The organism is Gordonia neofelifaecis NRRL B-59395, assembly GCF_000192435.1.
Lineage (GTDB): Bacteria > Actinomycetota > Actinomycetes > Mycobacteriales > Mycobacteriaceae > Gordonia > Gordonia neofelifaecis.
Window position 1 is genome coordinate 136,567 of the sequence record NZ_AEUD01000009.1, and the last position, 26,268, is coordinate 162,834.

Below are 26,268 nucleotides of genomic sequence, written 5' to 3' on the forward strand. Positions count from 1 at the left end.
TCACACTTCGATCGGCGGGAACAACTGCTCCATCGTGTACTGGCGATTCCGTCTCGCCGCCCACGAACTGATGGCGAGCGCACCCACCGCGACCCCGGCGAGAACCGCTACGGAGATCCACAGTCGGTGGTCGACGCCGCCGCTGATCAGCTGGCGCAGTCCGGTGACGGCATAGCTCATCGGATCGTACGGATGGAACCATTGCGCGGGTGTCGCCGTCGTCTCCACCGGATAGATGCCGCCGGACGCGACGATCTGCACCATCAGGAAAGCCAGCGACACCACCCGTCCGACCGCGACTCCCAGCACCGCGTTGAACATCTGTATCAGCGCCAGGAACGCCCCCGACACCAGCAGCATGAAGCCGAGCATGCCGAGCGGGTGGACCGCGTCCAGGCCGACCGCGAAGTGCGCGACGGCGAACATCACGACCACCTGCGCGACCGCGATCAGCACCGCGGGCCAGTACGACGCCAGCACCGAGCGCAGACCGCCGAGTCCGCCGATCACCGGCCTCGACTGCAGGGGCTTGAGCATCATCCAGATGATGATGGTGCCGATGAACATGGCGAGCGGCAGGAAGAACGGCGCGAAGCCGGTGCCGAACGTCGGCGCGCGGTTCTCGGTGAAGGAGCTCAGCTCGACCGGCTGCGACAGGTTCGCCGCCGTCTTCTGACGCTGCGCGTCGTCGCCGAAGTTCGGGATCTGCTTGACGCCGTCGTCCAGCCCGGCCGCGAGCTCGTCGGCACCCGCCGACAGCTGCGTGGTTCCATCGGCCAGCTGCCCCGCGCCGGTGGCGAGCTGCTCGCTGCCGTCGGTGAGCTGGATCAGCCCGGAATGCAGCGCCGCCGCGCCGGTCTCGAGTTGGCCTGCGCCGTCGCGCAATTGGGTGACCTTGTCCTGCAGTCCACCGCTCTCGAGCATGGTGAGCGTGCTGCGCAGCGGCGAGTTCTTGTCCCCGAGCTGGGCCGACAACGTCTCCGACTGCTTTGCGAGGTCATTGACCCGAGCGGTGGTCGACGGGTCGACGCCCTGCGTCCGCAAGAAGTTCTGCACCGGCGCCAACGCGCCGGCGAGGGCGCGCATGTTCGGGTCCGGGCTGGACCGGAGGCCGGCGATCACCTGCGACACGGTCTTCTCCGCCTGTGACTGCCCCGCGCCGGCGGCGCCGATCACGTTGAGCACGCCGGACAGGTCCGACGACAGCCGTGCCGCGTCGCCCGCATACTGCGACGGCTTGATCCCCGACGACTGCACGCTGTTGAGCAGGCTCGTGAGCGGTGCGGTCGCCGCGTTGATGCCGGAGGCGAGCTGTGCGGTTCCGTCGGCCAACTGGGCCGAGCCGTCCCGGGCCGTGACCATGTTGGTCGCGAGTTCGTGTGAGCCCGACGCCAGCTCGTGGGCGCCGTCGTTCGCGGTGTGGAGCCCGTCGGCGAGCTGGGCAGAGCCGTCGGCCGCCTTCTTGATCCCGTCGCCTGCGGTGGTGAGGCCGACCAGGACCTGGTCGACGGCCTGCGCCCCGATGGTGTTGTTCATCGCCTGGGTGACCTGTGCGGCCGCGCTCTGGCCGATGACCCCCGCGAGGTAGTTGTTGGCGTCGTTGAACGTGAACTCGATCTTCGCCTTGTGCGGGTTCGGGGTGAGGGCCGAGGTGATCGAGGACGTGAAGTCCTCGGGGATGGTGATGGTGAAGTAGTACTTGCCGTGCGCGAGTCCGTCGGCCGCCTGGTCCGCGGTGACCGGATGCAGGTCGAGCTGACCCGACGAGAGCAGTTCCTCCTGCACCTGATCGCCCGCGTTGATCTCCACGGGACCGGACTTCACGCCCTGGTCCTCGTTGACCAGCGCGACCGGGACCTTGGAGACCTCGTCGAACGGATTCCAGAACACCCATAAGTACATCGCGCCGTAGAGCAGCGGCATCAGCACCACCGTGAGCATCGCGATGCGCGGCATCGCCCCCTTGGAATAGCGCTTCAGCTCGGTGCCGAGCGACATGCCCGCCAGCATCAGATGTCCCCCTCCGCGTGAGCGCCGCCGGGCGCATGGAATGTCTTGTCGGTCAGCATCGACGGCACTTCGACGAGGGCACGGTGCCCCAGCCCCGGGTCGACTCGATTGACCGTCGTCGTCACGACCGTCTGCGCCGCACCCAGCGCGGCCAGTCGCGACACCAGGATCCGATGGTCGTCGTCGCTGGAGACCTGGTCGATGTTCCCGACCACCAGCAGCGGCAGTTGCTTGGTGTTCGCCAATGCGACGCGCAACAGCAGCCCGTCCAGCTCCGACAACTCTTCGACGTAGTCGCCGAGACCGGGCAGCGGAAGGTCGCCGAACACCGGTCGGCAGATCCGCTCGAGGTCCTCGTCAGTGGCCTTGCCGATCAACCGGAACCAGCGCGCGTCCCAGCGCATCTTCTCGGTCAGCAGGTCGACGACCCGCACCGACGCGTACACGTCGTCGAGTGCCGGGACCGCGGCGAGCGAGGCGACCTTGAAGATCGCCCGCGGCCGGGTGCGCCCGAACACGTCGAGACTTCCGGCCTTCGGCTTCATCCGCCCGGCGAGAGTCATCTGCAATGCGGTACGGCCTGCTCCGGGCTCGGCTCGGAGGATGGTGAGTCCGCCCCTCGGGATATCGAGGTCGAGCGGCCCGTACACCTGTCCCCACGGCCCCTTCTGGGTGAGTCCGCGCGCGACGACGGCCATCGGATCCGGTGCCGTCTCGGGGTGATCGGTCATGAACCAGCAGCGTAGTCGGGATGACGGACATCGCCGGTCCCCACGCGGGCGAGAGTGTGCAAACGCACGTTATCAGATGGTGGTGTGGCCGAGGCCACGCATCGGTGGGCGATCGAAGACGGACCGCCGACCACCGCAATCTCCTTGCAATCGAACTATTTAGCACTAAACTAAATGCGGAACACTCGATCCGGAGGTACATCTCGTGACCGTCAGCGTCTCACCCCAGCACCCCTACAGCCCGGCGTTCCGCGCCGGTGACACCGTCTACGTCTCCGGCGCACTGTCGGTCGACGACGCGTATCAACCCGTCCCCGGACGCGACGACGCCCTCGACGCCGCCGTCGCCCGGATGACCGAGCGACTCGCAACCGCCGGGGCCGGCCTGTCGGACGTCGTTAAGCTGACGTACTACGTGACCGACCTGTCCCTTCGCGAAGAGGCGAACCGACAGTTCGAGCGACTGTTCGCCGTCCCACGGCCGGCCCGCACCTTCCTGGAGGTCAGCGGCCTGCCCTACGGCGCAACTGTCGAGATCGACGCCGTCGCTCATGTGGCGCAGGACAACTGACCTCACCGGGCACCAGCCGCCGGAGGTCGACAGAAGGGAGGCACGGCATGAAGCAGGGCGAGGAGCGTGACGCTGTCGACGAGATCGTCGAGCAGTGGGGCGTCGAGCGACCGGACATGGACGTCTCGGCGCTCCAGGTGTTCGGTCGTCTGCATCGCAGCTACCTGCTCTATCAGACGTCGCTGGGCGGACTGTTCGCCGAGTACGGCTTGAACATGGCCTCATTCGACGTGCTCGCCTCGCTCCGCCGTGCCGGCCCGCCCTATCGCATGACCTCCGGCGAGCTCGCCAAGACGATGCTGGTGACCACCGGCGGTGTCACGCTGCGTGTCGACCGCCTGGAGAAGACCGGTCTGGTCGAACGCAAGCGCGACCCGGACGACCGCCGGATCGTCTACGTCTGTCTGACCACGACCGGACTTCGGGTGATCGATCAGGCTGCGAACGCACACTTCTCGAACGAGCTCCGCCTGCTCGAGAGCCTCTCGGACGAGGACCGGAACTCCTTGTCGCAACTGCTTCGCCGACTCGAATCGTCCATCCTGGACGCCGAATCGGACGACGAAGCACAGCCCTTCGCCGGTTGAGCACGCGCCACCCCACCGACGGTTGAGCGAGCGCCGCCTTCCGATGGTTGAGCGAGCGCAGCGAGTCGAAACCCCCAGCACCACACACCAGGTTTCGACACGCCCTCCGCTCCGGCCGGCTCAACCAGCGAATGGGCACCGCCCCTCCTCAACCAGCGAGTGGGGCACCGACCACAGCGGAACGCCCCCGCCCGGGATCTCCGGGCGGGGGCGTTCGCCGTCGCACGTCAGGCGTCGGCCAGCAGCTTGGCCTGCTCCTCGGCCTGCGCGCGGTACATGCGGCGCAGCCGGATCACACCGAGGTCATGCTGATAGAGGTTCTCGGCCTGGTCCGCGTCGGGGGCCATGCCCTCGAGCATCACGCGATCCTGTTCCAGCACCGCCCAGTGCCGCTCCTCCAGCGTCGTCCGATAGAGGAAGCGCCACACATCGCGCTCCCAGCCGGTGACGCGGCGGTACCGCCAGAAGAAGATCGCCGTGGTTCCCGCATCGATCGGGGTCGCCATCCCGGCGATGCCGAACGGACCTCCGGGACCCGCGGTGGCGGGGTACGGGATCTCCAGGTCCACCCAGTCGACGCCCTCCCGGCGGAACTCGACCCAGTCGAAGTTGACGCCGCGCTGGTCGGTCTTCTCGAAGAAGAAGCCCTGGTCGGTCTCGCGAATGCGGAAGCGCGCGGTCTGCGCGCCGCCGAACATCGAGTGCGACTCGTGGTGGAGGAACGCGCCGTGCATCGGGTCGAGCAGGTTCTCGACCGCGAAACGCCACGGCGCCTCCCACTCGGTGTAGCAGAGGAACTCCGAAACGCCTTCGTCGGCAAGCGGTCCCGGCACGGTGAGAGCAGCGGGCTCGGCCTCGGTGTCGATCCCGAACCACGCCAGGATCGCGCCGCCGACCTCCTGAACCGGCAGTGAACGGACCAGCTGCTTGCCCTCCAGGTTGCAGCCGGGCATGCCCGGAACCGCGAGGACCGTGCCGTCTCCGCCGACCTGCACGCCGTGATACTTGCAGGCGATCCGGTCGCCCAGATGCATGCCGTGCGACAGCGGTGCACCGCGGTGCGGGCAGCGGTCGGCGAGCATGCGAACGGTCCCGTCCGACTGCCGGTACAGCACCCAGTCCTCGTTCAGCCTGCGGAGCTTGCGGATCTCCCCGCGCTTCACCCAGTCGGACGGACACACCGCGTGCCACTGATCGCGCATGCCGGTCGCGAAGATCTCATCGGCCGAGAGCGACCCTCGGCTGTAGACGCGCGCCATCTACTCGCCTCCCAATCGATGGATCTCGGCCTGGAACGACTCGGTCGTCCACGCCTGCCCGTCGGGCGCGAAGACGCCGACGGCGTTGAGGCCGTCGACGAGGCCCTCGAGGGTGTGCTCACCGCCGCCGAACACCTCCTCGATGGCGCCCGCGAGCTGCCGTTCGTAGGGCGTCGGGTCACCTGTGCGCGTTTGGATCGGCACCGTGTACAGACTCATCGCGTCTCCTCCTAGAGATCCAGTACTAGTTCGTCTGTCTTCGCCCGCGAAACGCAGATCATCATCGTTTCGCCGGAGTCCTGTTCGGCCGAGGAGAGGACATAGTCCCGATGGTCCGGAACCCCTCTGAGCACTCGGGTCTCGCAACTGCCGCACATGCCTTCGCGGCAGGAGTTCGGCACGTCGACGCCTGCCGTTTCCAGGGCGTCGAGGATCGCTTCGCCGGGCGCCACCTCGACGGTGGTCCCCGAGCTCTCACAGTGGACGGAGATCGGCTTCTCCGCCGGCTCCTCCTCGTTCTCTGCGCGCGTCTTCGGCTTGAACCGCTCCAGCCGGATCGTCTCGTCGGCCCAGCCGCCGCCCCGCTCCTCGACGGCCGCGAGGAGCCCCTCCGGACCGCACGTGTAAACCAGGGTGTCCGGCCGCGACTCGCCCAGCAGCGCGTCGAGGTCGAGGACGCCTTCGCGGTCCTCGCTCACCACGCTGACCCGGTCGCCATACGCGCGGAGCGCATCGACGAAGGCCATCGTGTCGCGACTCCGGCCGCCGTAGTGGAGCTCCCACTCGGCCCCGGACCGCTCGGCCTGCGCGATCATCGGGAGCATCGGCGTGATGCCGATGCCGCCGGCGATGAACACGTACTTCGGCGACGAGAGCAGTTCGAAGTTGTTCCGCGGCTCACTGACGGAGACGACATGCCCCGGTCGCAGGCTCTCATGAACGTACTTGGAACCACCGCGGGTCGACGGGTCGCGCAGCACCGCGATCCGGTACGCCGTCTTGTCATCGGCGTCGCCGCACAGGGAGTACTGGCGGACGATGCCCTTGCCGAGGTGGATGTCGATGTGGGCGCCCGGCTGCCAGTCGGGCAGCGCGGCCCCACCCTGGTCTTCGAGGCGAACGGCGATCACGCCGTCGGCCTCCCAGCGCATTTCACGGACCACCAGTTCAACGGTCCCCGTCTCGAGGTTCATCACTCAAACCCTTCCAGCCAGGCTCAATTGCTTTAGTGGTTAATAGTTTACCACTAAGTTGTTGTGCGCGTCACATACTTTCTTCGCTGCGGCTCTGATCACTTCGGAACGGTCACCGGCGGGGTGAACGGCGACGGCATCGGACCGTACGACGCGAGGTCGACCTCGACGATCACCGGCGCGCGCTTGTCCACGGCCGCCTTCAGCGCCGGCTCCGCATCCGCTGCGGTCTCGATGCGCAGGTAGTCGAGTCCGATCGACGATGCGAGCTGCGCGAAGTCCGGCGTGGCCAGATCGACGGCGTAGGTCGGTCCGGTCGCCGCCTGCATGTTGCGCAGCACGCCGTAGCCTGCGTCGTTGAAGACCATCACGACCAGCCACGGCTTCTCCTGCGCGACGGTGAGCAGTTCGCCTAGATGCACCGCCAGTCCGCCGTCGCCCGCGATGGCGAGCGTCGGATGCGACTCGTCGGCGAGGGTGGCCCCGATCGCCATGCCGAGCCCCTGCCCGATGCCGCCGCCGCGGGGGAAGATGTTGGTTCGCGGATCACTGAACGGGAGCAGCCGATTGCCCCACGAACTCGAGGCGATGGTCACGTCGCGCGCGACCGGTGAGGTCGGCGGGAAGACGCTGCGAATGGCGTCGGGCAGAGCCGCATGGTCGCCGAGACCTGCGCGCTGCTTCGCCCGGACCGCGTCGCGCGTCGTCGCGGCGCGGCGTGTCCACTCCGGGTCGACGAGGCCGTCGAACTCCACCGTGGCGAGAAGGTCGGCGACGACCGCCGCGACGTCGGCCACCGCGGCGACCGTCGCCGGGAACACCCGCCCGGGAGCGGCGGGATCGAGGTCGATCTGAATGTGCTTTTCGGGCACCGGGATCGAGTAGTCGCCGGTCTCATTGCTGCGGAAGTGGGTGCCGAGCGAGACCAGGAGGTCGGCGTCGGCCAGCAGCTCCCGACCGCCCGGGGTCGCACCGTAGTTGCCGATGCACAGTTCATGCGACTCGTCGACGGCGCCGCGACCTGAGTTGCTGGTCAGCAACGGGACGCCCCACTGTTCGATGAGCGCGGTCAGTTCCTTACCCGCGCGCGCGGCACCGCCGCCCGCCCAGATCACCGGGCGTCGTGCGGCGGCGATCGCGGCCCGGATCGCGGCCATGTCGTCGGCGGCGGGCTCGGGGAGTTCGACCGCGGGCGGGATCCGCCCCTCGGTGACGTCCTGCGCCGCGTACTGCAGATCGATGGGCCACTCGATGGAGACCGGGCCGCCGCGCGGCGTCAGCGCGCGGCGCACGCCGTCGCGGAGGATGTCGCCGGCACCGGCCGCGTCGGTGATCGTCGCGGCATGCGCCGACACGGCCCGCAGCATGCCGAGCTGGTCCTTGGTCTCGTGGATGAATCCGCGACCCGACCCGAGGTATTGCGACTGCACCTGTCCGGTGATGTGCAGAACCGGGGTGTCGGCGGACAGCGATTCGATCAGCGAGCCCGCCGCGTTGCCCGCGCCGGTGCCGGTGCTGGTCAACGCGCAGCCGAGGCCGCCGGAAGCACGGGCATAGCCGTCGGCGGCGTTGACCGCGCCGGCCTCGTGCCGCACCGGGACGAAGCGCAGTTGCTTGGCCACGGCCTCCACGAGGGGCAGGTTGTGGACGCTGACGATGCCGAACACCGTGTCGACGCCGGCTTCGCGAAGGACTTGGACTAGCAGATCGCCGCCGTTGGCCTGCGACTTCTGGTTCATGGGATTCTCCCGCTGATCTGGGCTGATTGATCTGGATTGGGTTGACCGGGATCGGGCGATCCGAGTCAGACGTATCGCGAGACGCCGCCTGCGACCTCGACGGTCGAGCCGGTGACGTACGACGAACGGGGTGAGAGCAGCATCGCCACGACGGCCGCGACTTCCTCGGCGCGACCGAATCGCCGCAGGGCGACGCCGCGGTCGGAGACGATGTCCCGCTCCCACTCCGCGAACGGGCGGTCGTCGCCGGAAGCGGCATAGCGGCGCTGCCACTGGCCCGTGTCGATGAGGCCGAGGAGCACCGAGTTCACCCGGATCTCCGGCGCGAGGTCGAACGAGAGCGACTTGCTGAGATTGAGCAGGCCGGCGCGCGCCGCCGACGTGGCGATCAGTCGGGTCTCCGGCTGCCGGGCGAGCACCGCGTTGATGTTCACGATCGATGCCGCATCCGATGCTCGCAGGTGCTCCCGAGCGGCGTCGACCGGGTTCAGCACCCCCGCGAACTTCAGGTCGAGCTCGTCGTGCCACTCGTCGAGCCCCGTCTCCCAGAGCGGCTTCATACGCGAGCCGCCCGCGTTGTTGACGAGACCGTCGAGCGCGCCGAAACGGTCGACCGTGCCGGCGACCAGCGCGTTCACGTCGTCGCGGCTGCGCACGTCGGCCGACGTCGCGAACACGCGGTCGCCCGCCCCGGGTGCGACCTCGGCGACGGCAGCCGCCAGTCGGTCGCCGTCGCGAGCGCACGTCGCGACGTTGGCGCCCTCGGTGACGAGCGCGGCGACGGTCGCCAGACCGACACCCGAACTGCCGCCGGTGACGACGTAGGTGCGGCCGGAGAGTAGGAGATCCATGTCGAACCTGTTCTGAGTCAGTGGAAGACGAATCCGCCGTCGACGACGAGTTCCTGCCCCGTGATGTACGAGGCCTCGTCGCCGAGGAGGAAGGCCACCGCGCCGACCAGGTCGGCGGGTTCCTGCGATCGGGTGAGTGCACGGTTGCGCCGATAGAGCTCGTGGCGGTGCTCGGGCACCATCTCCGCGGACTCCGATTCGGTGAGCCCCGGGGAGACGGTGTTGACGGTGATGCCGTGCGGCCCGAGATCGCGCGCCATGGCGCGAGTCAGGGCCGACACCCCGCCCTTGGATGAGATGTAGTGGCACAGCCGAGCCGAGCCGTACAACGCGGCGTCCGAACCGATGGTGACGATCCGGCCACCGCCCGCGTCGATCAGATGCGGCGCGACGGCACGGCTGACCAGGAACGTGCCCCGGAGATTGACGTCGAGCACCCGGTCCCAGTCCTCGACCGGGAGCTCGTGGACGGCCTTGCCGCCCACGCCGTCGGCCAGCGCCGCGTTGTTGACCAGTCCGTAGATCGGTCCGGTCGCGGCGACGGCCTCGACCATCGCGTCGACCGACTCCGGCGACCGCACGTCGACGGGACAGAACTGCGCCGTGATCCCGTTCTCGCGCAGGCCGTTCACGGCGGCGCGGCCCCAGTCCTCGCGGACGTCGGTGATCCACACGTGAGCGCCGTCCGCGCCCAGGCGTCCGGCGATCGCCAGCCCCAGGCCGCGGCCACTCCCGGTGATCACAATCGTTCTGTCCTGCAACGACATCGATCAGTCCCGAGTGATTCCGTGCATGACCGAGGTCTCCGGGTAAGTGGGGACCTGCGGCTTCTGGGCGCCGATGATCACGCAGAACAGTGCAGGCTCATCGGTGTTGTTCTTGAGGCTGCGCGGAACGCCGGCCGGGACGACGATCATGTCGCGGTAGCCGAGCGTGCGCTTGGCGATCTCGTCGCCGCGGTGCACTGCCACCTCGATCTCGCCCTCGAGCACGAAGAAGGCCTCTTCGGCGTCGAAATGCGTGTGCTCGGGGCCCTCGGCACCGGCGGGCAGCAGCATGTTCGAGAAGGTGAACCCCTGCGACTTGATCGTGTGGGTGTCGCTCGAGTGGTCGCCGGTCGCACCCGATCCGACGTACCGGATCTGTGCGCGGGCGAACTGGTCGCCCGCCTTGGTCTGGAAGCCGAGGGCGTCCCAGTCCTCCAGTCGGCTTTCGCGGGTGAGGATGATCGAGTCGGCGTATTCGGCGAGGTCAGCGGTCTGGTAGTCCATGGCGGAGCTCCTGTTCTTGTTGGATGATTCAGTGATCGGGTCAGTGGTTGCGGAGACGTTCGGCGATCTGGATGAACGACTCCAGCCAGGCGTTGAAGGCCTCGGGCGAGTCCTTGTTGGCGAGGTGTCCGGCGTCGCGCAGCATCACGTAGACGGCGCCGGGGATACCGCCCGCAAGCACCTGTGCGGCGGCGTGGCCGGTGACCTCGTCGCGATCGCCCGCGAGCACCAGGGTCGGGATGTCGATCGACCCGAGGTCGTCGGTGTGGTCGGTGGCGGCCATCGCCTCGGCGGCGCTCCGGTATCCGGCCGGCCGGATGGCTGCGGCCATCTCGGCGGCCGCTGCGGTGATCGCGTTGTCGGAGGCGCCGTCGCCCAGGAGTCGAGCGGCCCGGGTCCGGGTGAACTGCTCGCGGTCACCGTCGACCTCCGCGGCACGCGCACGCATCGCCTCCGCGCCCTCCGGAGTGGCGCCGGAACCGACGGTCGAACTGCCGAGCACCAGGCTGCGGACGAGGTCCGGGCGACGCAGAGCCAGGCGCGTCGCGATCACGCCGCCCCAGGACATGCCCAGGACGTGTGCGCCCCGCTCACCGCACCGCTCCTCGATGAGGGCAGCGACGGCATCGGCGTAGTCATCCATCGACAGTGGGCCGTCGACATCGTCGGACTCTCCGTATCCCGGTGCGTCCCAGGCGATCAGGCGCATCCGCTCGGCCAGCTCGCCGTACTGCGCAGCGAACGATCGGGAACTGCCGCCGATGCCGTGGAGCATCACCAGCGCCGGGCCTCGTCCCTCGTCGACGACGTTCAGCGCCGCCGCCGGGGCGGTCATCGGGTCACTCCCAGCAGATCCGGGTGACGGTCGAACGCGCCGCGGTCGGGCACTCCCGCCATGTGGGTGCGGACATCGACGGACGGCGGTCCCGCGGTGCCCCAGGTGTCCGACAGCTCGGGCACCCGGCGCCAGACGCGGCACAGCCAGCGGTCCTCGTCGACCTGCGCGACGCCGGAGGTGTACTCGCACACCAGGCCACCGGGATCGGCGAAGTAGGAGAAGGTGTTGTCGCCGGGACCGTGCCGGCCCGGGCCCCAGAGCGGTAGGACCCGGTGGTGCCGGAGCCTGCCGATGCCGCGCATGAACTGGTCGATGGTCGGCATCTCGTAGGCGACGTGATTGACCGACGCCCACTCGGCCTGGTTGAAGGCGATGCTGTGGTGGTCGGAGTTGCACCGCAGGAACGCCATCTGGTGCTCGGACCAGTCGGACACGCGCATCCCGAGAACGTCCGTGTAGAACTCGACCGAGGCGTCGATGTCGACGGTGTTCAGGACGACGTGGGTGACGCCGACCGGGACCGCCTCCTCGCGGCGGAGCATCGGCACCGCGAGGGCGTCGGCCAGGAGTTGGATGATCCGGCCCTCCGGGTCGACGAAGCTGACGCCGTATCCGGCGGAGATCTCGCCGGTCGGGCCGGGACCGGCGATGATCGGGACGTTGCGGGCGTCGAGCCGGCGGGCCGCCTCGTCGACCTCGGCCGGCGTGGCGACCGCGAACGTGATGCGGCCCAGTCCGTTCTGTTCGGCGGCGGTCAACTGGAGCACGTGGTGCTCGTCGCCCGTGCCGCGCAGCCACGCCTCGCCGTCGCCCCGCTCGACGGCCCGGAGACCCCACACATCGGTGTAGAAGTCCGCCGAATCGGCGCATGCGGTGGTGCGCAACTCCACGGACCGAAGCCGTCGGAGCTTTGCGATCGGTTCCTTCATCGTCGCTCCTTTATCTTGGTGATGACTAGTTGAGTGCTGAACTATTAGATCGGCGCGGTTCACCGAATCTCCGCCGCCAGGATCAGGCGCGCGGAACGCCCGCCCACGGATTCGGCTCGGCCGACATGCCGAGGTACACGCTCTTGACCCGCGAGTACGCGGCGATGCCTTCGCGCCCCTTCTCGGTGCCGAGTCCGCTCTCCTTCACCCCGCCGAACGGCGTCGAGATGGAGAACACCTTGTAGGTGTTGATCCAGACGTTGCCCGCCTCGATCCGGTCCGCGAGCCGAAGGGCCCGTCGATAGTCGCGAGTCCACACCCCGGCGGCGAGCCCGTAGACGCTGTCGTTGGCCTGGGCGACCAGATCGTCCTCGTCACGGAACGGCAGGACCACGAGTACCGGGCCGAAGATCTCCTCCTGGCACACCCGCGCATCGTTCGGCAGGCCGTCGATGATCGTCGGGAGGTAGTAGGAGCCGTCGGCCAGCTCGGGGTCGTCGGGCGCCGAACCGCCGCAACGGATCCGGCCGCCTTCCTCACGGGCGAGGTCGACGTAGGCCGCGACACCGTCGCGATGCTTCGGGTGCACCAGCGGACCGACGCGCGAGGCCGAGTCGAATCCGTCACCCACCGGCAACGCCCGCGTGCATTCGACGAGCCTGTCGAGGAAGTCGTCGTAGATCGACTCGGCGACGAACAGCCGGGAACCGGCGATGCAGCTCTGTCCCGACGAGGAGAAGATCCCGTACATCACGCCGGCGACGGCCTGGTCGATGTCGGCGTCCTCGAGCACCACCGTCGGGGACTTGCCGCCGAGTTCCAGCGAGACGGGCATCAGCTTCTCCGCCGCGAGGTGTGCGATGCCGCGGCCGGTGGACGTGCCGCCGGTGAACGACACCTTGCCGACCCCCGGATGGCGCACGATCGCGTCGCCGACCACCGAACCGCGCCCCGGGAGCACCGACAGCAGTCCGGCTGGCAGTCCGGCGTCCATGATCAGCCGGGCGAGAGCGAGCGACACCAGCGGCGTCCACTCGGCGGGCTTGAGGATCACCGCGTTGCCCGCGGCCAGCGCCGGAGCGATCTTCTGCGCGTCGCTGGCGACGGGCGAGTTCCACGGCGCGATGGCCCCGACGACGCCGATGGCCTCGTGCTTGACCCAGGTGCAGTAGTCGCCGCGGCTGGTCGTCATCGCCTCGTCGGAGGTCTCGAGAACGGCGGCGAAGTAGCGGAAGGTCGCGGCGGCGCTGGCCACCAGACCGCGGGTCTCGTGCAGCGTCTTACCGGTGTTGAAGGTCTGCAAGGTGGCCAGACGCTCGGCGCCGGCGTCGATCGCATCGGCGATCGCGTGCAGGTAGCGAGCCCGCTGATGCGGCAGCAGGTCGCGCCACGCCGGGTCGTTCGCCGCCTCCGCGCCGCGCGCGACTGCCTCGTCGACGTCGTCGGCCGAGGACTGCGAGACGGTCTGCAGCACCTGACCCGTCGCCGGGTTCAGCACCTGGGTCGTCGGACCGTCGGCCTGGCGCCACTTCCCGCCGACCAGCATCTCGTCGGGGACGCGGATGTATTCGGGACTCATTCGGAGATCTCCTCGAGAGTGCGTTCCTTGGTCTCCTGGGCGAAGAGGGCGACGACGATCGACCCGATGCCCGCAATGATCGCGAAGGTGATGAAGACCCAGCTCAGCGAGCCGTTGGTGAGGATCCAGCCGACCGACAGCGGGCCGACGATGATGCCGAGACGGCCGGCCGCTCCGCCGAAGGCGGCGCCCATGGCGCGCATACGGGTCGGGTACAGCTCGGCGGTGTAGACGTAGAGCGCCATGTTGACCGAGAACACCAGCAGTGCGGCCGCGGCCGACCAGCCGAGCACCGCGACAGCGGTACTGGTGCCGAACCAGGCGAGCAGTCCGAGGACGAGCGTGCACAGCGCCATCGCGCCTGCGATGCAGATGCGGCGTCCCAAGTTGTCGATGAGGAAGGCGACGAGGACGCAGCCCACCAGACCGGCGAGGGTGGTGAAGATGCTGTAGTGCAGTGCAGTTCCCACGCTGAGGCCGAAGTACTGGCGGTACAGGGTCGGCAGCCAGGAGGCGATGCCGTAGTTGACGAAGTAGGCGGAGAGCCAGATGGTCGCCAGCATCAGCGTGCGCCGCAGGTAGACGCCCTCGAACAGGTCGGTGAAACGGGCACGGACGTTGACGACCGCGTCTGGGTTCGTCGGCCGCGGGGCCTCGAGCACCTTGCCGTAGCGGGTGACGACCTCGTTCTCGATGCGGGTCATCGACTCGTCGGCGTCGTCGAGGCGACCGCGGGCGGCCAGCCAGCGCGGCGATTCCGGCAGCCTGCGCAGGAACGGCACCAGGACCACCGGCACGGCGCCGAGGACGAAGAGCCATTCGTAGCCCCACCGCGGGACCACCCAGGAGGAGACGATCGCAGACATCACGAGCCCGATCGGGAAGATGGTCTCGTAGAGCAGCACGAAGCGTCCGCGCTTGTGCGTCCGGGCGATCTCGCCGATGTACGCCGCGGCGACCGGCACTTCCGCGCCGAGGCCGATGCCCTGGATCACGCGCATGCTCATGAAGAGTTCGAGCGAGTGGGTGAAGGCCATGATCAGGCTCGTGATCGCGTAGATCACGAGGGCCAGCTGGATCACGTTGAGCCGGCCGATGCGGTCGGCGAGCCAGCCGCCGCCGAGCGCTCCGAGCAGCATGCCGATGCCGCCGACGGCGATCACCCAGCCGGTGAGCCACGAGTTGCCGAGGACGCCCCACGAGCCGGGGAGATCCGGCAGGGAGTAGGCGATCATCAGTTGGTCGAAGCCGTCGAAGAACGTGACCGCTCCGACGATGATCCGCGCTTTGACTTGCCAGCCGCTCATCGGCAGCCGTTCCATCCGCGCATTGATCGCATCAGCCGAGACGCTGACCGTCCGCTGCTGGGTTGCTTTCATCAGTTTCCTTCAGATCAAGTTGCCGCCGGCGATTCCGAGATCGCCCGCACTCGGGCCAATATCTAGCACCTCGATTGTTTAGAGCTTAACTGTTTTGTGGGTCACATGTCGAGCGATTTGTGTCGTGGACTTCTTTTCGCAGGTGCGCCCGGCTTTCTCGAGGCGGCGACGGCCACGATCGGCTCACCGGAGCGCACACGAACGGCGGCGCCTGCGACCTCAGTCGCCGACGCCGCCGTCACTCATCCAATCGCTCGGTGACGCCCTACCGGGGTCCGCCGATCACGCCCGCATCGCGCAGTCGAGCGAGTTGCGCCGGACGCAGGCCCAGCACCTCCGACAGCACGTCGTCCGTGTCGTGCCCCAATGCCGCCGCAGGCGAGGTTCCCGAGTACGCCTCGTCCCAGCGCGCCGGGGCGCTCGCCGAGACGACCTCACCGATGCCGGGCTGGTCCAGCGCGCTCAGCACCGGCTCCGCCGAAGGGTCGCGCGCGAAGCCCGCCACGACGTCGGCCGTCGTCCGGTACGGACCCCACAGCACTCCTGCGGCGGTCAGCGCCTCCTGCACCTCGACGGTGGTCCGGGCCGCGAACCACGGACGGAGCACCGCCTCGATCACCTCGCGGTGGGTATAGCGGTCCTCATCCGAGGAGAAGTCGGCGTGCAGCGATTTCTCCAGCGCAGCAAGCACTTCCGAAGTCCCCGTGGCCGCGCCGATAGCCGCCCACTGCCTCGGAGTGAGCGCGACGATCATCACCCGCCCGCCATCGGAGGCGGCGAAGTCGGTGCCGAAGCTGCCGTACAGGTGGTTGCCGTGGCGAGCCCGCGCACCGCGTTCAGCGGCCTCCGAGTACCAGCCCAGATCGGCGACCGCCGCCATCGCGACGTCCGACAGCGCGATCTGCACATGCGCGCCCCGCCCGGTGCGGTCGCGGCGGCGCAGGGAGGCGAGCACCGCGGTCACCACCTCCTGGCCGCACAGCAGGTCCCAGGCGGGCAGGACGTGGTTGACCGGACGGTCGGAGTCCGCGGGCCCGGTCAGCGACGCGACCCCCGACCCTCCGTTGACGGTGTAGTCGACGGCGGCCGAGCCGTCGGCGCGACCTTCGACGCGCACGGCGATCACGTCCGCGCGCCGAGCGGCGAGGGCGTCGTACGAGAACCAGTTCCGGCCGACGGCGTTGTCCACCACGATGCCCGCGTCCGGACCGGGAGCAGTGGCCAGCGCCAGCAGCAGGTCCCGCCCGTCCTCGGTCCGCAGGTTCAGCTCGACCGACTTCTTCCCCCGGTTGAGCGAATTCCAGTACAGGCTCCCGCCGGTCCGCGTGGACAGCGGCCACCGCCGATAGTCGGCATTGCCGCCGACCGGGTCGACGCGGATCACCTCGGCGCCGAGTTGGGCGAGCGCCATCCCCGAACTGGGCCCGGCGACGAAGCTGGCGAACTCCACGACGCGGACGCCGGCGAGCGGCAGTGCGGTGTCGGCAGCGGTCATGAGTCCTCCGTCGTCCGGTGGTCGTGCGAGTCACGTGGCGGCAGTTCGCCGCCGGGATCGGGATCGGCGAAGATCCCCCGGTCGGCGAGCTCGGCGATCAGCTCGTCCACGCCGCCCATGATGTGTGCCCGCATCAGCCGTGCGGCCGACGCTCCGTCGCGGTCGCGCAGGGCGTCGACGATCGCCTCATGAGCGGTCTGCGTCTCGTCGTCGTGGCCCTCGACGTCGTTGTAGAAGGTGCTCGACAGCCGTCGTGACAGCTGCCCGAGCAGGTTCGTCAGTCGAGGCGAGTCCGCCGCGAGATTCACCGCGCGATGGAACTCGTGGCCGCGTTTGACCTCGGACGCCTCGTCACCACGCACACTGGCCGCCGCCCGTGCCGTGTTCAGCGCCTCCAGTTCGTCGAGCTGGGCGGCGGTGATCTGCTCGGCGGCCCGTGCCGCCAGTCGGCCGGCCAGCATCGCCTGCACCCAGAAGAGGTCGCGGATGTCCTGGGCGCGGAACGCGGCGACCGCGAAGCCGCGCCGTGGCAGCGCCTCCACGAAACCCTCGCCGCTGAGCCGGACCAAGCCCTCGCGGACCGGGGTGTTGCTGATCCCCAGCGCGGCGGCGATCGGCTCGGTCCGCAGGAACTCGCCGGGCTTCACCTGCCCGGAGAGGATCATCTCCCGAACGTGGGTCGCCACGTCGTCGGAGAGCTGGGGTCGCGCGTTGACTGTCACGGTCGCCTCAGATCGCCTCGAAGGTCGCGGCGAGTCCCTGCCCGCCGCCGATGCACATCGTCGCAAGGCCGCGACCGCCGCCTCGACGATGCAGTTCGTGCAGCATGGTCGTCACCATCCGCACGCCGGTCGCACCGATCGGATGTCCGAGCGAAATGCCCGAGCCGTTGACGTTGAGCCGGTCGTGGTCGCGCCAGTCCCAGCCCTCCAACACCGCGAGGACCTGGACCGCGAACGCCTCGTTCAGCTCGACCAGATCCATCGAGTCGAGCAGATCTGTCATTCCGATTCCGAAACGATCCGCGAGCTTCTGCGTGGCCGGAACCGGACCGAAACCCATGCGCGACGGGTCGCATCCGGCGGCTGCCCAGCCGGTGAGGAAGCCCAGGGGCTCCAGGCCGAGTTCGCCGAGGCGATCCTCCGCGACGACGAGGCATGCCGCCGCGGCGTCGTTCTGCTGACTGGCGTTACCCGCGGTCACGGTGCCGCCCTGTATGACAGTCCGCAGCCGGGCCAGCGTCTCGGCGGTCGAATCCGGCCGGACGCCCTCGTCGCGCGCGAACACCACCGGATCGCCCTTGCTCTGCGGAACGGACACCGGCACCACTTCGGCGTCGAACCGCCCGGTCTCCCACGCCTCGTGCGCGCGCTGATGGCTGCGCGCCGCGTAGGCGTCCGCGGCCTCCCGCGACAGCCCGAAGTCGGCGGCCAGGTTCTCGGCGGTCTCGATCATCCCGGAGATCCTCCCGAACCTCTCCTCCGGCTGGCTGCGCTCGCGGCCGCGGTCGAGACGGTCGTAGAGGATCGAGTTCCCGGACCGCGCACCGAATCTGTTGGTGGTCGAGTAGTACTCGATCCGGCTCATCGACTCGACGCCGCCCGCCAGCACGGCATCGGCGGCACCGGTCTGCACCATCATCGCCGCCGTGACCAGAGCCTGCAGGCCACCGCCGCATCGGCGGTCGAGCTGCATCCCCGGCACCTCCACCGGCAGTCCCGCGGCCAGCGCCAGCCACCGCCCGACGCACGGCACCTCGGAGTTGGCGTAGCTCTGCGCGAACACCACGTCGTCGATCCGCGCGGGGTCGATGCCCGACCGCTGCACCACGGCCTCGACGACGTCTGCGCCGAGGTGCTCCACCGGCACGTCGCGCAGCGAGCCGCCGAACGACCCGACCGGCGTGCGCAGCGGATTCACTATGGCTGCGCGTCGCAGCGTCTGACCTGAGGACATGTCCGGTCTCCGATCAGATCTTGTTGCGCGCGATGTGCTGCGCGGCGATCACATTGCGCTGGATCTCGTTGGTGCCCTCGCCGACGATCATCAGCGGGGCGTCGCGGAAGTACCGCTCCACGTCGTACTCCTTGGAGTAGCCGTAGCCGCCGTGCACGCGGATCGAGTCGAGCGCCAGCTGCATCGCCGTCTCCGAGGCGAACAGCTTCGCCATCCCGGCCTCCAGATCGGCGCGTTCGCCGCGGTCGAGCTTCTGCGCGGCGTCGACCGTCAGCAACCGTGCGGCCTGCTGCTTGGTCGCCATATCGGCGATGAGATTGCCGACCGACTGGTGCTTCCAGATCGGCCGGCCGAACGACTCGCGCTCCTGGGAGTACCTGGTGGCCGCCTCCAGCGAGGCCTGACCGACGCCGAGGGCGCGGGCCGCGACCTGGATCCGACCGACCTCCAGTCCGCGCATCATGTGGCCCCAGCCCTTGTTCGGCTCTCCGCCCAGGACGGCGTCCGCGGGCACCCCCATGTCGTCGAAGACGAGCTCGCACGCCTCGACGCCGCGGTACCCGAGCTTCGGCAGCTTCTTCGACACCGTGAAGCCGTCGCCCGGCTCCACGAGGATCACGCTCATCCCCTTGTGTGCCGGGTCGGCCGCGCGGTCGGTGACGCAGAGCAGACCGAAGAGTCCCGAGTGCGCCGCATTCGAGATCCAGGTCTTGGAGCCCTTGATCGCGAAGCCGCCCTCCACCGGATCGGCATGGGTGCGCATGGCCTGCAGGTCGCTGCCGCCGCTGGGCTCGGTGAGCGCCATCGTCGCGCGGATTCGGCCCTCGGCCATCGCAGGCAGATACTCGTCCTTCTGCTCCTGCGTGCCGAAGGTCTTGATGAGGTAGGTGATCACCGAATGGCCGCCGATCGCGCCGGCCAGGCTCATCCAGCCGCGGGCCAGTTCCTCGCACACTCGCGCGAAGCACGCCATGCTCACGTCCACGCCGCCGTACTCGGCGGGCGCGAGGAGCCCGAAGAAGCCGAGCTCCTTCATCTCCTCGATGAACTCCTCCGGATAGATGTCATCGGCCTCGAACTCCCGCACCCGGGACGCGACCCGCTGATCGATGAAGTCGCGCACCAGCGACACCATCTGCTCTTCGTCCCTCGTCAATGACATCGTCGATCGCCTCTTTCATCGGTGTCCCCCACGAATGCAACAATAATATATTATGCTTCATGCAATCGTGATGGAGATTTCTCGACCGGGAAGGCCCGACGCATGTCACAAGTGAGCCCCGAAGACTTCGCGCAGATCCTGGAGTCCGTGCGGGAGTTCATCCGCACGCGGGTGCTCCCTCGCGAGCGCGAGATCGCCGACAACGACGCCATTCCCGACGACATCCGCCAGGCCTGCAAGGACATGGGCCTGTTCGGCTTCGCCATCCCCCAGGAGTGGGGCGGCCTCGGCCTCGATCTGGCCCAGGACGTCGAACTGGCGATGGAACTCGGCTACACCAGCCTCGCGATGCGGTCGATGTTCGGCACCAACAACGGCATCGCCGGCCAGGTGCTGGTGAACTTCGGCACCGACGAACAGAAGTCGACATGGCTGGAGAGCATCGCCTCCGGTGAGACGGTCGCCTCCTTCGCGCTGACCGAGCCCGGTGCGGGTTCCAATCCGGCGGGCCTGCGTACCAAAGCCGTCCGGCAGGAGAACGGCGACTGGGTCATCGACGGCAGCAAGTGCTTCATCACCAACGCCCCGACGGCGAACCTGTTCGTCACCTTCGCCCGCACCCGCGCGGCCGACGCCGACGGCCCCGGAATCGCAGTCTTCCTCGTCCCCGGCGACACGCCCGGGATCAGCGTCGCCGACCATGATCGCAAGATGGGCCAGGAGGGCTCGTGGACCGCCGACGTCCACTTCGACGGAGTTCGCGTGCCCGCGACGGCACTGGTCGGCGGGTCGGAGGACGTCGGCTACCGGGCCGCGATGGTCTCCCTGGCCCGCGGTCGCGTCCACATCTCCGGGCTGGCGGTCGGAGCGGCGCAGCGGGCGCTCGACGAGTCGCTGCGACATGCCGCGGTCACCACGCAGGGCGGGACGCCGATCGGCGACTTCCAGCTGGTCCAGGCTCATCTCGCCGACATGCAGACCCAGCTGATGGCCGGCCGGGCACTGGCGCGCGACGCGGCGGCCAAGTGGGTGTCGGAGGAGGATCGGCGCATCGCGCCGTCGGTCGCGAAACTGTTCTGCACCGAGATGGTCGGTGAGGTGGCCGACAAGGCGGTTCAGATCCACGGCGGCAGCGGCTACATGCGGGAGATGCCCGTGGAGCGCATCTATCGCGATGTCCGCCTGCTGCGCCTGTATGAAGGAACCAGTGAGATCCAGCGACTCATCATCGGCGGCGGCCTCGTGAAACAGGCCAAGAAGGACGCGAAGCAATGACCACTTCGACCGACGTCGCCCGCGGGGCGACGACCCTCCTGTTCGTGCCCGGCGACCGGCCCGAGCGATTCGAGAAGGCTGCCGCGGCGGGCGCCGACCTCGTCGTGATCGACCTCGAGGACGCCGTGCCGCACGACCACAAGGAAGCGGCGCGCGCGAACGCCGCCGAGTGGGCCGTGACCGGCCATCCGTGCGCGGTCCGTATCAATGCCGCGGACACCGCCCTCTTCGCCTCCGACCTCTCCGCACTGACCGGCACGGGCGCGACGATCATGCTCGCCAAGGCCGAAGCCGCCGACGTCGTCCAGGAGGTCGCGGAGATCGCCGGCGCGGGCGTCATCGCCCTCATCGAGACCGCCCGCGGCATCCTCGAGGCGCCGGCCATCGCCGCGATGCCCGGCGTGGTGCGCCTCGCGGTCGGCACCTTCGATCTCGCCGCTCAGCTCGGCGTCGACCCGACGGACGCGCTCGCGCTGGCACCGAGCCGGGGCGCGCTGGTGCTGGCGTCGGCCGCCGCAGGCCTCGCCGGCCCGATCGACGGAGTGACCGCCGCGATCGACGACGCCGACCGCATCGCGGCCGACGTCGCCCACTCCCGCCGCCTCGGCTTCGCGGGCAAGCTCTGCATCCATCCGAAGCAGCTCGGCCCCACCGTCGCCGCCTTCGCCCCCACCGACGACGAGGTCGCCTGGGCCCGCAAGATCGTGGACTCGGTATCCGACGACGGCGTCTCGACGGTCGACGGCGAAATGGTCGACAAGCCGGTCTTCGACCGCGCGGAGCGAATCCTGAAGCGGGCTACTCGACAACCCTGAACCCCCAAACCCACCACCCAAGGAGCAACCCATGGCAGGACTTCTCGCAGACAAGACCGCGGTCATCACCGGCGGCGCGCAGGGCATCGGCTACGCGATCGCCGAGCGGTTCATCGCCGAAGGCGCACGCGTGGTGCTCGGCGACATGAACGCCGAGCAGGTCGCGAAGGCCGCCGCGGAGCTCGGCGGCGACGCCGTCGCGCGCGGCATCGCGTGCAACGTGACCTCGGCCGACGACGTCCAGTCGCTCTTCGACGCGGCGATCGCCGCGTTCGGCGGCGTCGACGTGATGGTCAACAACGCGGGCATCACCCGGGACGCGACGATGCGGAAGATGAGCGAGACCGACTTCGACCAGGTCATCGACGTCCACCTGAAGGGCACCTGGCTCGGCACCCGCACCGCCGCCGCTCACATGCGTGAACGCGGCAGCGGCGCCATCGTGAACCTCTCGTCCATCTCGGGCAAGGTCGGCTTCGTCGGCCAGACCAACTACTCGGCGGCCAAGGCGGGCATCGTCGGACTGTCGAAGGCCGCGGCCAAGGAGGTCGCGCACGCGGGCGTGCGCGTCAACTGCATCCAGCCCGGGCTCATCCGGACCGCGATGACCGAGGCGATGCCCGAGCGCATCTGGGACCAGAAGATGTCGGAGATCCCGATGGGCCGCGCCGGCGAGCCGAGCGAGATCGCGTCCGTCGCGACGTTCCTGGCCTCGGATCTCTCCTCCTACATGACCGGCACCGTCCTCGAAGTCACCGGCGGGCGGCTGATGTGATGCCCGACCCCGTCGTCGCCGACTGGGAGCCGCACACCGTCGTGACCGAGGAACTCGTCGATCCGGCGGCGGTCCGCACGCTGGCGACACTGTTCGACGACGGGCTTCCCGTGCCCGCCTCCGGCGATCCGCTGCCGCCGCTCTGGCATTGGGTCGCGCTCCCCCGCTGGGCGGCGTCGCGCGAGATCAGCGTCGACGGCCACCCGTTCCGCGGCGCCTTCCTGCCGCCGGTCGACCTGCCGCGACGGATGTTCGCCGGCGGATCGGTTAGCTTTCCCGGCACCATTCGCGTCGGCGACACTATCCGCCAGGAGTCGAGGGTGGCATCGGTCACCGAGAAGAACGGCCGGTCCGGCCGGCTGGTGGTCGTCGTCGTGTCGACGACCCTGTTCGGCGCGGACGGGAATCCCGCCGTCGAAGAGACGCAGAATCTGATCTACCGGGAGGCCGCACCGGCTCCGACCACCGCGGTCGCCGACCCGGCCGCGGCGGCGCCCCTGGTCCCCGGCGGCGCGCCCCTGGTGCCGGCAGGCGAACACCGATGGCATCTCCGGACCGATCCCACGCTGCTCATGCGCTTCTCCGCCGCAACGGCGAACGCCCACCGCATCCACTACGACTGGCCGTACGCGACCCGGACCGAGGGCTATCCCGGACTCGTCGTGCACGGTCCGCTGATGACGCTGGCGCTGGCCGAGACGCACCGGCTGATCGGCGACGACCGCCGGATGGCGACGCTGACCCACCGCAACGCCAAGCCGCTGTTCTGCGGAGATGCCGCCGACCTGGTGTTCTCCGACACCGAGGCCGGCACCCGAGTCGACCTGTTCGGGCCCGGCGGCGAGGCTGCGGGCGCGCACACCGGCATCGAACTGACCTGGATCGACACCCCATGACCGGCTCGGCCCGGACGCGACCATGACAGAGCACCGGCGTCTCACGCCTGCGCTGATCTACGCGGCGCTCACCACTTCGGTCGTCAGCTCTCTCGGCATGCTGCTGGTGCCGTCGATCTCCGCCGAGATGGGCGTCGGCGTCGGTGCCGCGCAGTGGATGCTGACCATCAACCTGATGGTCGGTGCGGTGGCGACGCCGATCATGGGGCGACTGGGCGACGGGCCGCACACCCGGCGTCTCCTGCTCGTCTCGCTGTCGGTGATCCTCGCCGGTTCGGTGATCGCGGCCGCCGCTCCGGTGTTCCCGGTCTTCCTGATCGGGCGCGCGCTGCAGGGACTGTCGTACGGCATCGTGCCGGTCACCATCGTGCTGGCCCGCCGCCATCTGTCGACCGTGGAGGTGGACCCGGCGATCTCCAGCCTGTCGGTCACCGTCGCCACCGGCCTGGGCATCGGGTATCCGCTCACCGGCGTGATCGCCAGTCTCGCCGATTTCCGCGCCGCCTTCTGGTTCGCGGCGGTCTTCGTCGCGACCGCGATCGCGGTCGTGTGGCGCCTCGTCCCGGAGTCCGAGCCGCGCCGGACCGGACCCGCCTTCGACGTCGTCGGCGCGACCCTGCTCAGCATCGGTCTCGCGGCCCTGCTGACCGCGGTCAGCCAGGGTCCGAACTGGGGTTGGTTCTCACCGCCCACCCTCGGCACCGCCTTCCTCGCGGTGTGCGCCCTGGTCGCGTGGACCGCGGTCGAGTTGCGCAGCAGCCATCCGCTCATCAATCTCCACGTCCTGCGGCAGTCCGACGTCCTCCTGGCCAACGCGACCGCGATCGGACTCGGCGCGACGCTCTACATGAGCCTGTCGACGGCCAGCATCATCGCGCAGGCGCCGTCGACCACCGGCTACGGCATCGGTCTCCCGCTGTTCTGGGCGGGTTTCGTGATGCTCCCACTGTCGATCGGCAGCCTCGCGGGCAACCGGTTCGTCCGTCGGCTCGGCCCGAACTCGACCACCGCGATGCTCCCCGCCGGCGCCACGCTGATGGCGGTGGCCGCCGTGATGCTGGCTGTGACCAGCGATCAGCTGTGGGAGATCCTGCTCGGCATGGCCCTGTTCGGGCTCGGGATGGGTGCGGCCTACGCCGCGATGCCGACCCTGATCGCGAGGAACGTCGCGATCTCCGAGGTCGGCAGCGCGGTCAGCTTCAACCAGGTCCTCCGGACCGTCGGCGGCGCGCTCGGCAGCGCGGTGGTCGGCGCCGTCCTGGCCGCGCACCCCGGTGCCACCGGCATCGACGTGGCCCTCGCCGTCGCGGCCGTCGGCGGCACCCTGGTCTGGCTCGGACTCGTCGTCAACCACCTGCGAGTCCGCCGACGGACCGCGTCGCACTGAGTCCCACTCGCCTGACGATCGGAGTCCCGATGGCACCGTCCGCACTGCTCGCCTCCACCGCTGAGCCCGACACGTTCCGGCCGCTGGAACGGTCGCGCAGCGGCTGGGGCGACGACCACGTGCGCGGCATGGCGGTCACCGGCGCGCTCGCGCGGGCCGCCGAGCGTACGGTGACGGCCGATCGCGGTGGGCCGATGACGCCCGCCCGATTCACCTTCGACCTGTTCCGGCCGGTCCGCATGACGGACTTCTCCACCGCCGGCCGGATCCGCCGCAGCGGCCGCCGGATCTGTCTGATCGACGTCGAGGCCAGACAGCACGGCGAGCCGGTGGCGCGGGCGAGCGTCCTGTTCGCCGAACCGGCCGGCGGGCGGTCGTCGCCGATCTGGAACGACGGCGCCGCGCCGAGCCCGCCATCCGTCGACGCCGCCGCGCCCGCCCATCTCGAGCGCGTCTACGGCACCGACCGGCGCGGCTGGCTGCCGCCCGGCGAGATCCCCGGCGACGACGACCGCAAGTGGGTCTGGCACTTCCCGATTCAGCTCGTCGAGGGCGAGGAGGTGACCGCGTTCCAGTCCGCGGCGGCGGTCGCGGACGTGGTGAACGCCGTCTGCCACACCGGCGCTCGCGGACTCGAGTTCATCAACGCCGACGGATCGATGACCCTGTCCCGGTCGCCGGTCGGCAGGTCTATCGGACTGGTCGCGAGCACCCGCTTCGAATCGGCCGGGGTGTCGGCGGCGAGCGCCATCGTCTTCGACGACGACGGCCCGTTCGGCACCGTCACGGCGACCGGGTTGGCCGCGCCACCGGTCCAATTACTATCGCCTTTGGCGATCCGCGAATGAACCCGCAGATCAGCGAACCGGACAACGGAAGGGAGCGGCGGTGAGCACCAGCGCGTCCGCTCGGGTCGGCAGGCACAAGCAGCTGCCCGACGCCGTCGCGGGCTACGTCCGCGAACAGATCATGTCCGGGAATCTCCGGCCCGGTGAGTTCCTGCGCATGGAGCCGATCGCCGAGGCCGTCGGGGTGTCGATCACGCCGGTGCGAGAAGGTCTGCTGCGGCTGTCGAACGAGGGGTTCGTGACCGCGGTACCGCGCCGGGGATTCATGGTCGCCGAGTTCACCCGCCAGGACGTGCGCGATCTGTTCTGGGTGCAGTCACAGCTCGCCGGTGAGCTCGCGGCCCGCGCCGCCACGACCATCGACGACGAGACCCTCGCACGCGTTCACGAGGTGATGCTGCAGTGCGAGGCCGCCGTCGAGCGCCACGACACCGTCGCCATCGGCGACCTCGGCCACGAGTTCCATCGACTCATCAATCTGTCGGCCTCGTCCGATCATCTCGCCCGGCTGTACGGGTCCATCGTCAAGCATCTGCCGAACTCGTTCTACGCCTCCATCGAAGCGCACGTGCGCACCGTGGTTCCCGAGCACCGCGAGACCTACGCCGCACTCGAGACCCGCGACGGTGAGCGGGCCCGCGAGATCACCGAGCATCACATCGTCAACAGCGCCGACTTCGTGATCGCGATGCTCGAAGAACGGGGACTCTGGGCGGACTGAC

General features: G+C 69.3%; 26 protein-coding genes. 9 read left to right on the plus strand and 17 right to left on the minus strand.

What is annotated here, in order from left to right; all coding sequences use genetic code 11:
- The gene (locus SCNU_RS11740) at positions 1 to 2,010 is read right to left on the minus strand and encodes a YhgE/Pip domain-containing protein (RefSeq protein WP_009679595.1); all 2,010 of its coding nucleotides are present in this window, start codon (positions 2,008 to 2,010) and stop codon (positions 1 to 3) included.
- Entirely contained in the window at positions 2,010 to 2,741 is a 732-nt protein-coding gene (locus SCNU_RS11745; protein WP_009679596.1) for a hypothetical protein, read from the minus strand. The genes SCNU_RS11740 and SCNU_RS11745 overlap by 1 nt, the downstream gene beginning before the upstream one ends.
- Positions 2,742 to 2,946: 205 nt before the next feature.
- Between SCNU_RS11745 and SCNU_RS11750 the strand changes: the two genes are divergently transcribed.
- On the plus strand, positions 2,947 to 3,312 hold the full coding sequence (locus tag SCNU_RS11750) for a RidA family protein (protein ID WP_009679597.1): 366 nt from the start codon (positions 2,947 to 2,949) through the stop codon (positions 3,310 to 3,312).
- A gap of 47 nt (positions 3,313 to 3,359) precedes the next feature.
- Positions 3,360 to 3,899 (plus strand): MarR family winged helix-turn-helix transcriptional regulator, encoded by a 540-nt coding sequence (locus SCNU_RS11755; protein ID WP_009679598.1) that lies wholly within the window; start codon positions 3,360 to 3,362, stop codon positions 3,897 to 3,899.
- A 227-nt stretch (positions 3,900 to 4,126) separates the two neighbouring features.
- Here SCNU_RS11755 and SCNU_RS11760 read toward each other — a convergent pair whose 3' ends face one another.
- The 15 genes from SCNU_RS11760 to SCNU_RS11830 all read right to left on the minus strand — a co-directional run bounded on the left by SCNU_RS11760 (position 4,127) and on the right by SCNU_RS11830 (position 19,550).
- Positions 4,127 to 5,158, minus strand: a complete 1,032-nt coding sequence (locus SCNU_RS11760; RefSeq protein WP_009679599.1) for an aromatic ring-hydroxylating oxygenase subunit alpha — start codon at positions 5,156 to 5,158, stop codon at positions 4,127 to 4,129.
- The gene (locus SCNU_RS11765; RefSeq protein ID WP_009679600.1) at positions 5,159 to 5,377 is read right to left on the minus strand and encodes a recombinase-like helix-turn-helix domain-containing protein; all 219 of its coding nucleotides are present in this window, start codon (positions 5,375 to 5,377) and stop codon (positions 5,159 to 5,161) included. It lies immediately after the preceding gene.
- Positions 5,378 to 5,388: 11 nt separating this feature from the next.
- Positions 5,389 to 6,351, minus strand: a complete 963-nt coding sequence (locus SCNU_RS11770) for a PDR/VanB family oxidoreductase (RefSeq protein WP_040518270.1) — start codon at positions 6,349 to 6,351, stop codon at positions 5,389 to 5,391.
- A 98-nt stretch (positions 6,352 to 6,449) separates the two neighbouring features.
- Positions 6,450 to 8,090 (minus strand): thiamine pyrophosphate-binding protein, encoded by a 1,641-nt coding sequence (locus tag SCNU_RS11775; RefSeq protein ID WP_009679602.1) that lies wholly within the window; start codon positions 8,088 to 8,090, stop codon positions 6,450 to 6,452.
- 65 nt (positions 8,091 to 8,155) lie between these two features.
- Entirely contained in the window at positions 8,156 to 8,941 is a 786-nt protein-coding gene (locus tag SCNU_RS11780; protein ID WP_009679603.1) for an SDR family oxidoreductase, read from the minus strand.
- Between the two features lie 17 nt (positions 8,942 to 8,958).
- Positions 8,959 to 9,708, minus strand: a complete 750-nt coding sequence (locus tag SCNU_RS11785; protein WP_040518272.1) for an SDR family oxidoreductase — start codon at positions 9,706 to 9,708, stop codon at positions 8,959 to 8,961.
- A 3-nt stretch (positions 9,709 to 9,711) separates the two neighbouring features.
- Positions 9,712 to 10,212 (minus strand): cupin domain-containing protein, encoded by a 501-nt coding sequence (locus SCNU_RS11790; RefSeq protein ID WP_009679605.1) that lies wholly within the window; start codon positions 10,210 to 10,212, stop codon positions 9,712 to 9,714.
- A 40-nt stretch (positions 10,213 to 10,252) separates the two neighbouring features.
- The gene (locus SCNU_RS11795; RefSeq protein ID WP_009679606.1) at positions 10,253 to 11,047 is read right to left on the minus strand and encodes an alpha/beta fold hydrolase; all 795 of its coding nucleotides are present in this window, start codon (positions 11,045 to 11,047) and stop codon (positions 10,253 to 10,255) included.
- Entirely contained in the window at positions 11,044 to 11,979 is a 936-nt protein-coding gene (locus SCNU_RS11800) for a VOC family protein (protein ID WP_009679607.1), read from the minus strand. The genes SCNU_RS11795 and SCNU_RS11800 overlap by 4 nt, the downstream gene beginning before the upstream one ends.
- Positions 11,980 to 12,061: 82 nt before the next feature.
- Positions 12,062 to 13,558, minus strand: a complete 1,497-nt coding sequence (locus tag SCNU_RS11805; RefSeq protein ID WP_009679608.1) for an aldehyde dehydrogenase — start codon at positions 13,556 to 13,558, stop codon at positions 12,062 to 12,064.
- Positions 13,555 to 14,937 carry an MFS transporter gene (locus tag SCNU_RS11810; protein WP_009679609.1) on the minus strand — a complete coding sequence of 461 codons (1,383 nt, stop codon included), beginning with the start codon at positions 14,935 to 14,937 and terminating at the stop codon, positions 13,555 to 13,557. Before SCNU_RS11810 ends, SCNU_RS11805 begins: the two co-directional genes overlap by 4 nt.
- Positions 14,938 to 15,202: 265 nt before the next feature.
- Entirely contained in the window at positions 15,203 to 16,432 is a 1,230-nt protein-coding gene (locus tag SCNU_RS11815; protein ID WP_009679610.1) for a CoA transferase, read from the minus strand.
- Positions 16,429 to 17,154 (minus strand): GntR family transcriptional regulator, encoded by a 726-nt coding sequence (locus SCNU_RS11820; RefSeq protein ID WP_009679611.1) that lies wholly within the window; start codon positions 17,152 to 17,154, stop codon positions 16,429 to 16,431. The genes SCNU_RS11815 and SCNU_RS11820 overlap by 4 nt, the downstream gene beginning before the upstream one ends.
- 7 nt (positions 17,155 to 17,161) lie before the next feature.
- Positions 17,162 to 18,388 carry an acetyl-CoA C-acetyltransferase gene (locus tag SCNU_RS11825; protein ID WP_202945099.1) on the minus strand — a complete coding sequence of 409 codons (1,227 nt, stop codon included), beginning with the start codon at positions 18,386 to 18,388 and terminating at the stop codon, positions 17,162 to 17,164.
- 13 nt (positions 18,389 to 18,401) lie between these two features.
- Positions 18,402 to 19,550, minus strand: a complete 1,149-nt coding sequence (locus tag SCNU_RS11830; protein ID WP_040518274.1) for an acyl-CoA dehydrogenase family protein — start codon at positions 19,548 to 19,550, stop codon at positions 18,402 to 18,404.
- 102 nt (positions 19,551 to 19,652) lie between these two features.
- Between SCNU_RS11830 and SCNU_RS11835 the strand changes: the two genes are divergently transcribed.
- Genes SCNU_RS11835 through SCNU_RS11865 form a run of 7 tightly spaced genes read left to right on the plus strand, consistent with a single transcriptional unit; the run spans position 19,653 to position 26,267 of the window.
- Positions 19,653 to 20,825, plus strand: coding sequence for an acyl-CoA dehydrogenase family protein (locus SCNU_RS11835; RefSeq protein ID WP_040518276.1), 1,173 nt, complete (start codon positions 19,653 to 19,655; stop codon positions 20,823 to 20,825).
- A complete protein-coding gene (locus SCNU_RS11840) occupies positions 20,822 to 21,640 on the plus strand; it encodes an HpcH/HpaI aldolase/citrate lyase family protein (RefSeq protein ID WP_009679615.1) in 819 nt (272 codons plus the stop codon). The genes SCNU_RS11835 and SCNU_RS11840 overlap by 4 nt, the downstream gene beginning before the upstream one ends.
- Positions 21,641 to 21,671: 31 nt before the next feature.
- Positions 21,672 to 22,415 carry a 3-oxoacyl-ACP reductase FabG gene (fabG, locus tag SCNU_RS11845; protein ID WP_009679616.1) on the plus strand — a complete coding sequence of 248 codons (744 nt, stop codon included), beginning with the start codon at positions 21,672 to 21,674 and terminating at the stop codon, positions 22,413 to 22,415.
- A complete protein-coding gene (locus tag SCNU_RS11850) occupies positions 22,415 to 23,311 on the plus strand; it encodes an FAS1-like dehydratase domain-containing protein (RefSeq protein WP_040518278.1) in 897 nt (298 codons plus the stop codon). The genes fabG and SCNU_RS11850 overlap by 1 nt, the downstream gene beginning before the upstream one ends.
- 22 nt (positions 23,312 to 23,333) lie before the next feature.
- On the plus strand, positions 23,334 to 24,698 hold the full coding sequence (locus SCNU_RS11855) for an MFS transporter (protein WP_009679618.1): 1,365 nt from the start codon (positions 23,334 to 23,336) through the stop codon (positions 24,696 to 24,698).
- 29 nt (positions 24,699 to 24,727) lie between these two features.
- Positions 24,728 to 25,546 (plus strand): acyl-CoA thioesterase domain-containing protein, encoded by an 819-nt coding sequence (locus SCNU_RS11860; RefSeq protein WP_009679619.1) that lies wholly within the window; start codon positions 24,728 to 24,730, stop codon positions 25,544 to 25,546.
- A 40-nt stretch (positions 25,547 to 25,586) separates the two neighbouring features.
- Positions 25,587 to 26,267 carry a GntR family transcriptional regulator gene (locus SCNU_RS11865; RefSeq protein ID WP_009679620.1) on the plus strand — a complete coding sequence of 227 codons (681 nt, stop codon included), beginning with the start codon at positions 25,587 to 25,589 and terminating at the stop codon, positions 26,265 to 26,267.
- Position 26,268: the final 1 nt, after the last annotated feature.

Coding starts and splice junctions, on each gene's coding strand:
- SCNU_RS11740 (WP_009679595.1), bottom strand. CDS start 2,010: ATGCTGGCGGGCATGTCGCTCGGCACCGAGCTGAAGCGCTATTCCAAG.
- SCNU_RS11810 (WP_009679609.1), bottom strand. CDS start 14,937: ATGAAAGCAACCCAGCAGCGGACGGTCAGCGTCTCGGCTGATGCGATC.
- SCNU_RS11835 (WP_040518276.1), top strand. CDS start 19,653: ATGTCACAAGTGAGCCCCGAAGACTTCGCGCAGATCCTGGAGTCCGTG.
- SCNU_RS11780 (WP_009679603.1), bottom strand. CDS start 8,941: ATGGATCTCCTACTCTCCGGCCGCACCTACGTCGTCACCGGCGGCAGT.
- SCNU_RS11805 (WP_009679608.1), bottom strand. CDS start 13,558: ATGAGTCCCGAATACATCCGCGTCCCCGACGAGATGCTGGTCGGCGGG.
- SCNU_RS11860 (WP_009679619.1), top strand. CDS start 24,728: ATGGCACCGTCCGCACTGCTCGCCTCCACCGCTGAGCCCGACACGTTC.
- SCNU_RS11815 (WP_009679610.1), bottom strand. CDS start 16,432: ATGACCGCTGCCGACACCGCACTGCCGCTCGCCGGCGTCCGCGTCGTG.
- SCNU_RS11800 (WP_009679607.1), bottom strand. CDS start 11,979: ATGAAGGAACCGATCGCAAAGCTCCGACGGCTTCGGTCCGTGGAGTTG.
- SCNU_RS11790 (WP_009679605.1), bottom strand. CDS start 10,212: ATGGACTACCAGACCGCTGACCTCGCCGAATACGCCGACTCGATCATC.
- SCNU_RS11765 (WP_009679600.1), bottom strand. CDS start 5,377: ATGAGTCTGTACACGGTGCCGATCCAAACGCGCACAGGTGACCCGACG.
- SCNU_RS11830 (WP_040518274.1), bottom strand. CDS start 19,550: ATGTCATTGACGAGGGACGAAGAGCAGATGGTGTCGCTGGTGCGCGAC.
- SCNU_RS11755 (WP_009679598.1), top strand. CDS start 3,360: ATGAAGCAGGGCGAGGAGCGTGACGCTGTCGACGAGATCGTCGAGCAG.
- SCNU_RS11795 (WP_009679606.1), bottom strand. CDS start 11,047: ATGACCGCCCCGGCGGCGGCGCTGAACGTCGTCGACGAGGGACGAGGC.
- SCNU_RS11745 (WP_009679596.1), bottom strand. CDS start 2,741: ATGACCGATCACCCCGAGACGGCACCGGATCCGATGGCCGTCGTCGCG.
- fabG (WP_009679616.1), top strand. CDS start 21,672: ATGGCAGGACTTCTCGCAGACAAGACCGCGGTCATCACCGGCGGCGCG.
- SCNU_RS11785 (WP_040518272.1), bottom strand. CDS start 9,708: ATGTCGTTGCAGGACAGAACGATTGTGATCACCGGGAGTGGCCGCGGC.
- SCNU_RS11840 (WP_009679615.1), top strand. CDS start 20,822: ATGACCACTTCGACCGACGTCGCCCGCGGGGCGACGACCCTCCTGTTC.
- SCNU_RS11855 (WP_009679618.1), top strand. CDS start 23,334: ATGACAGAGCACCGGCGTCTCACGCCTGCGCTGATCTACGCGGCGCTC.
- SCNU_RS11775 (WP_009679602.1), bottom strand. CDS start 8,090: ATGAACCAGAAGTCGCAGGCCAACGGCGGCGATCTGCTAGTCCAAGTC.
- SCNU_RS11760 (WP_009679599.1), bottom strand. CDS start 5,158: ATGGCGCGCGTCTACAGCCGAGGGTCGCTCTCGGCCGATGAGATCTTC.
- SCNU_RS11825 (WP_202945099.1), bottom strand. CDS start 18,388: ATGTCCTCAGGTCAGACGCTGCGACGCGCAGCCATAGTGAATCCGCTG.
- SCNU_RS11770 (WP_040518270.1), bottom strand. CDS start 6,351: ATGAACCTCGAGACGGGGACCGTTGAACTGGTGGTCCGTGAAATGCGC.
- SCNU_RS11850 (WP_040518278.1), top strand. CDS start 22,415: ATGCCCGACCCCGTCGTCGCCGACTGGGAGCCGCACACCGTCGTGACC.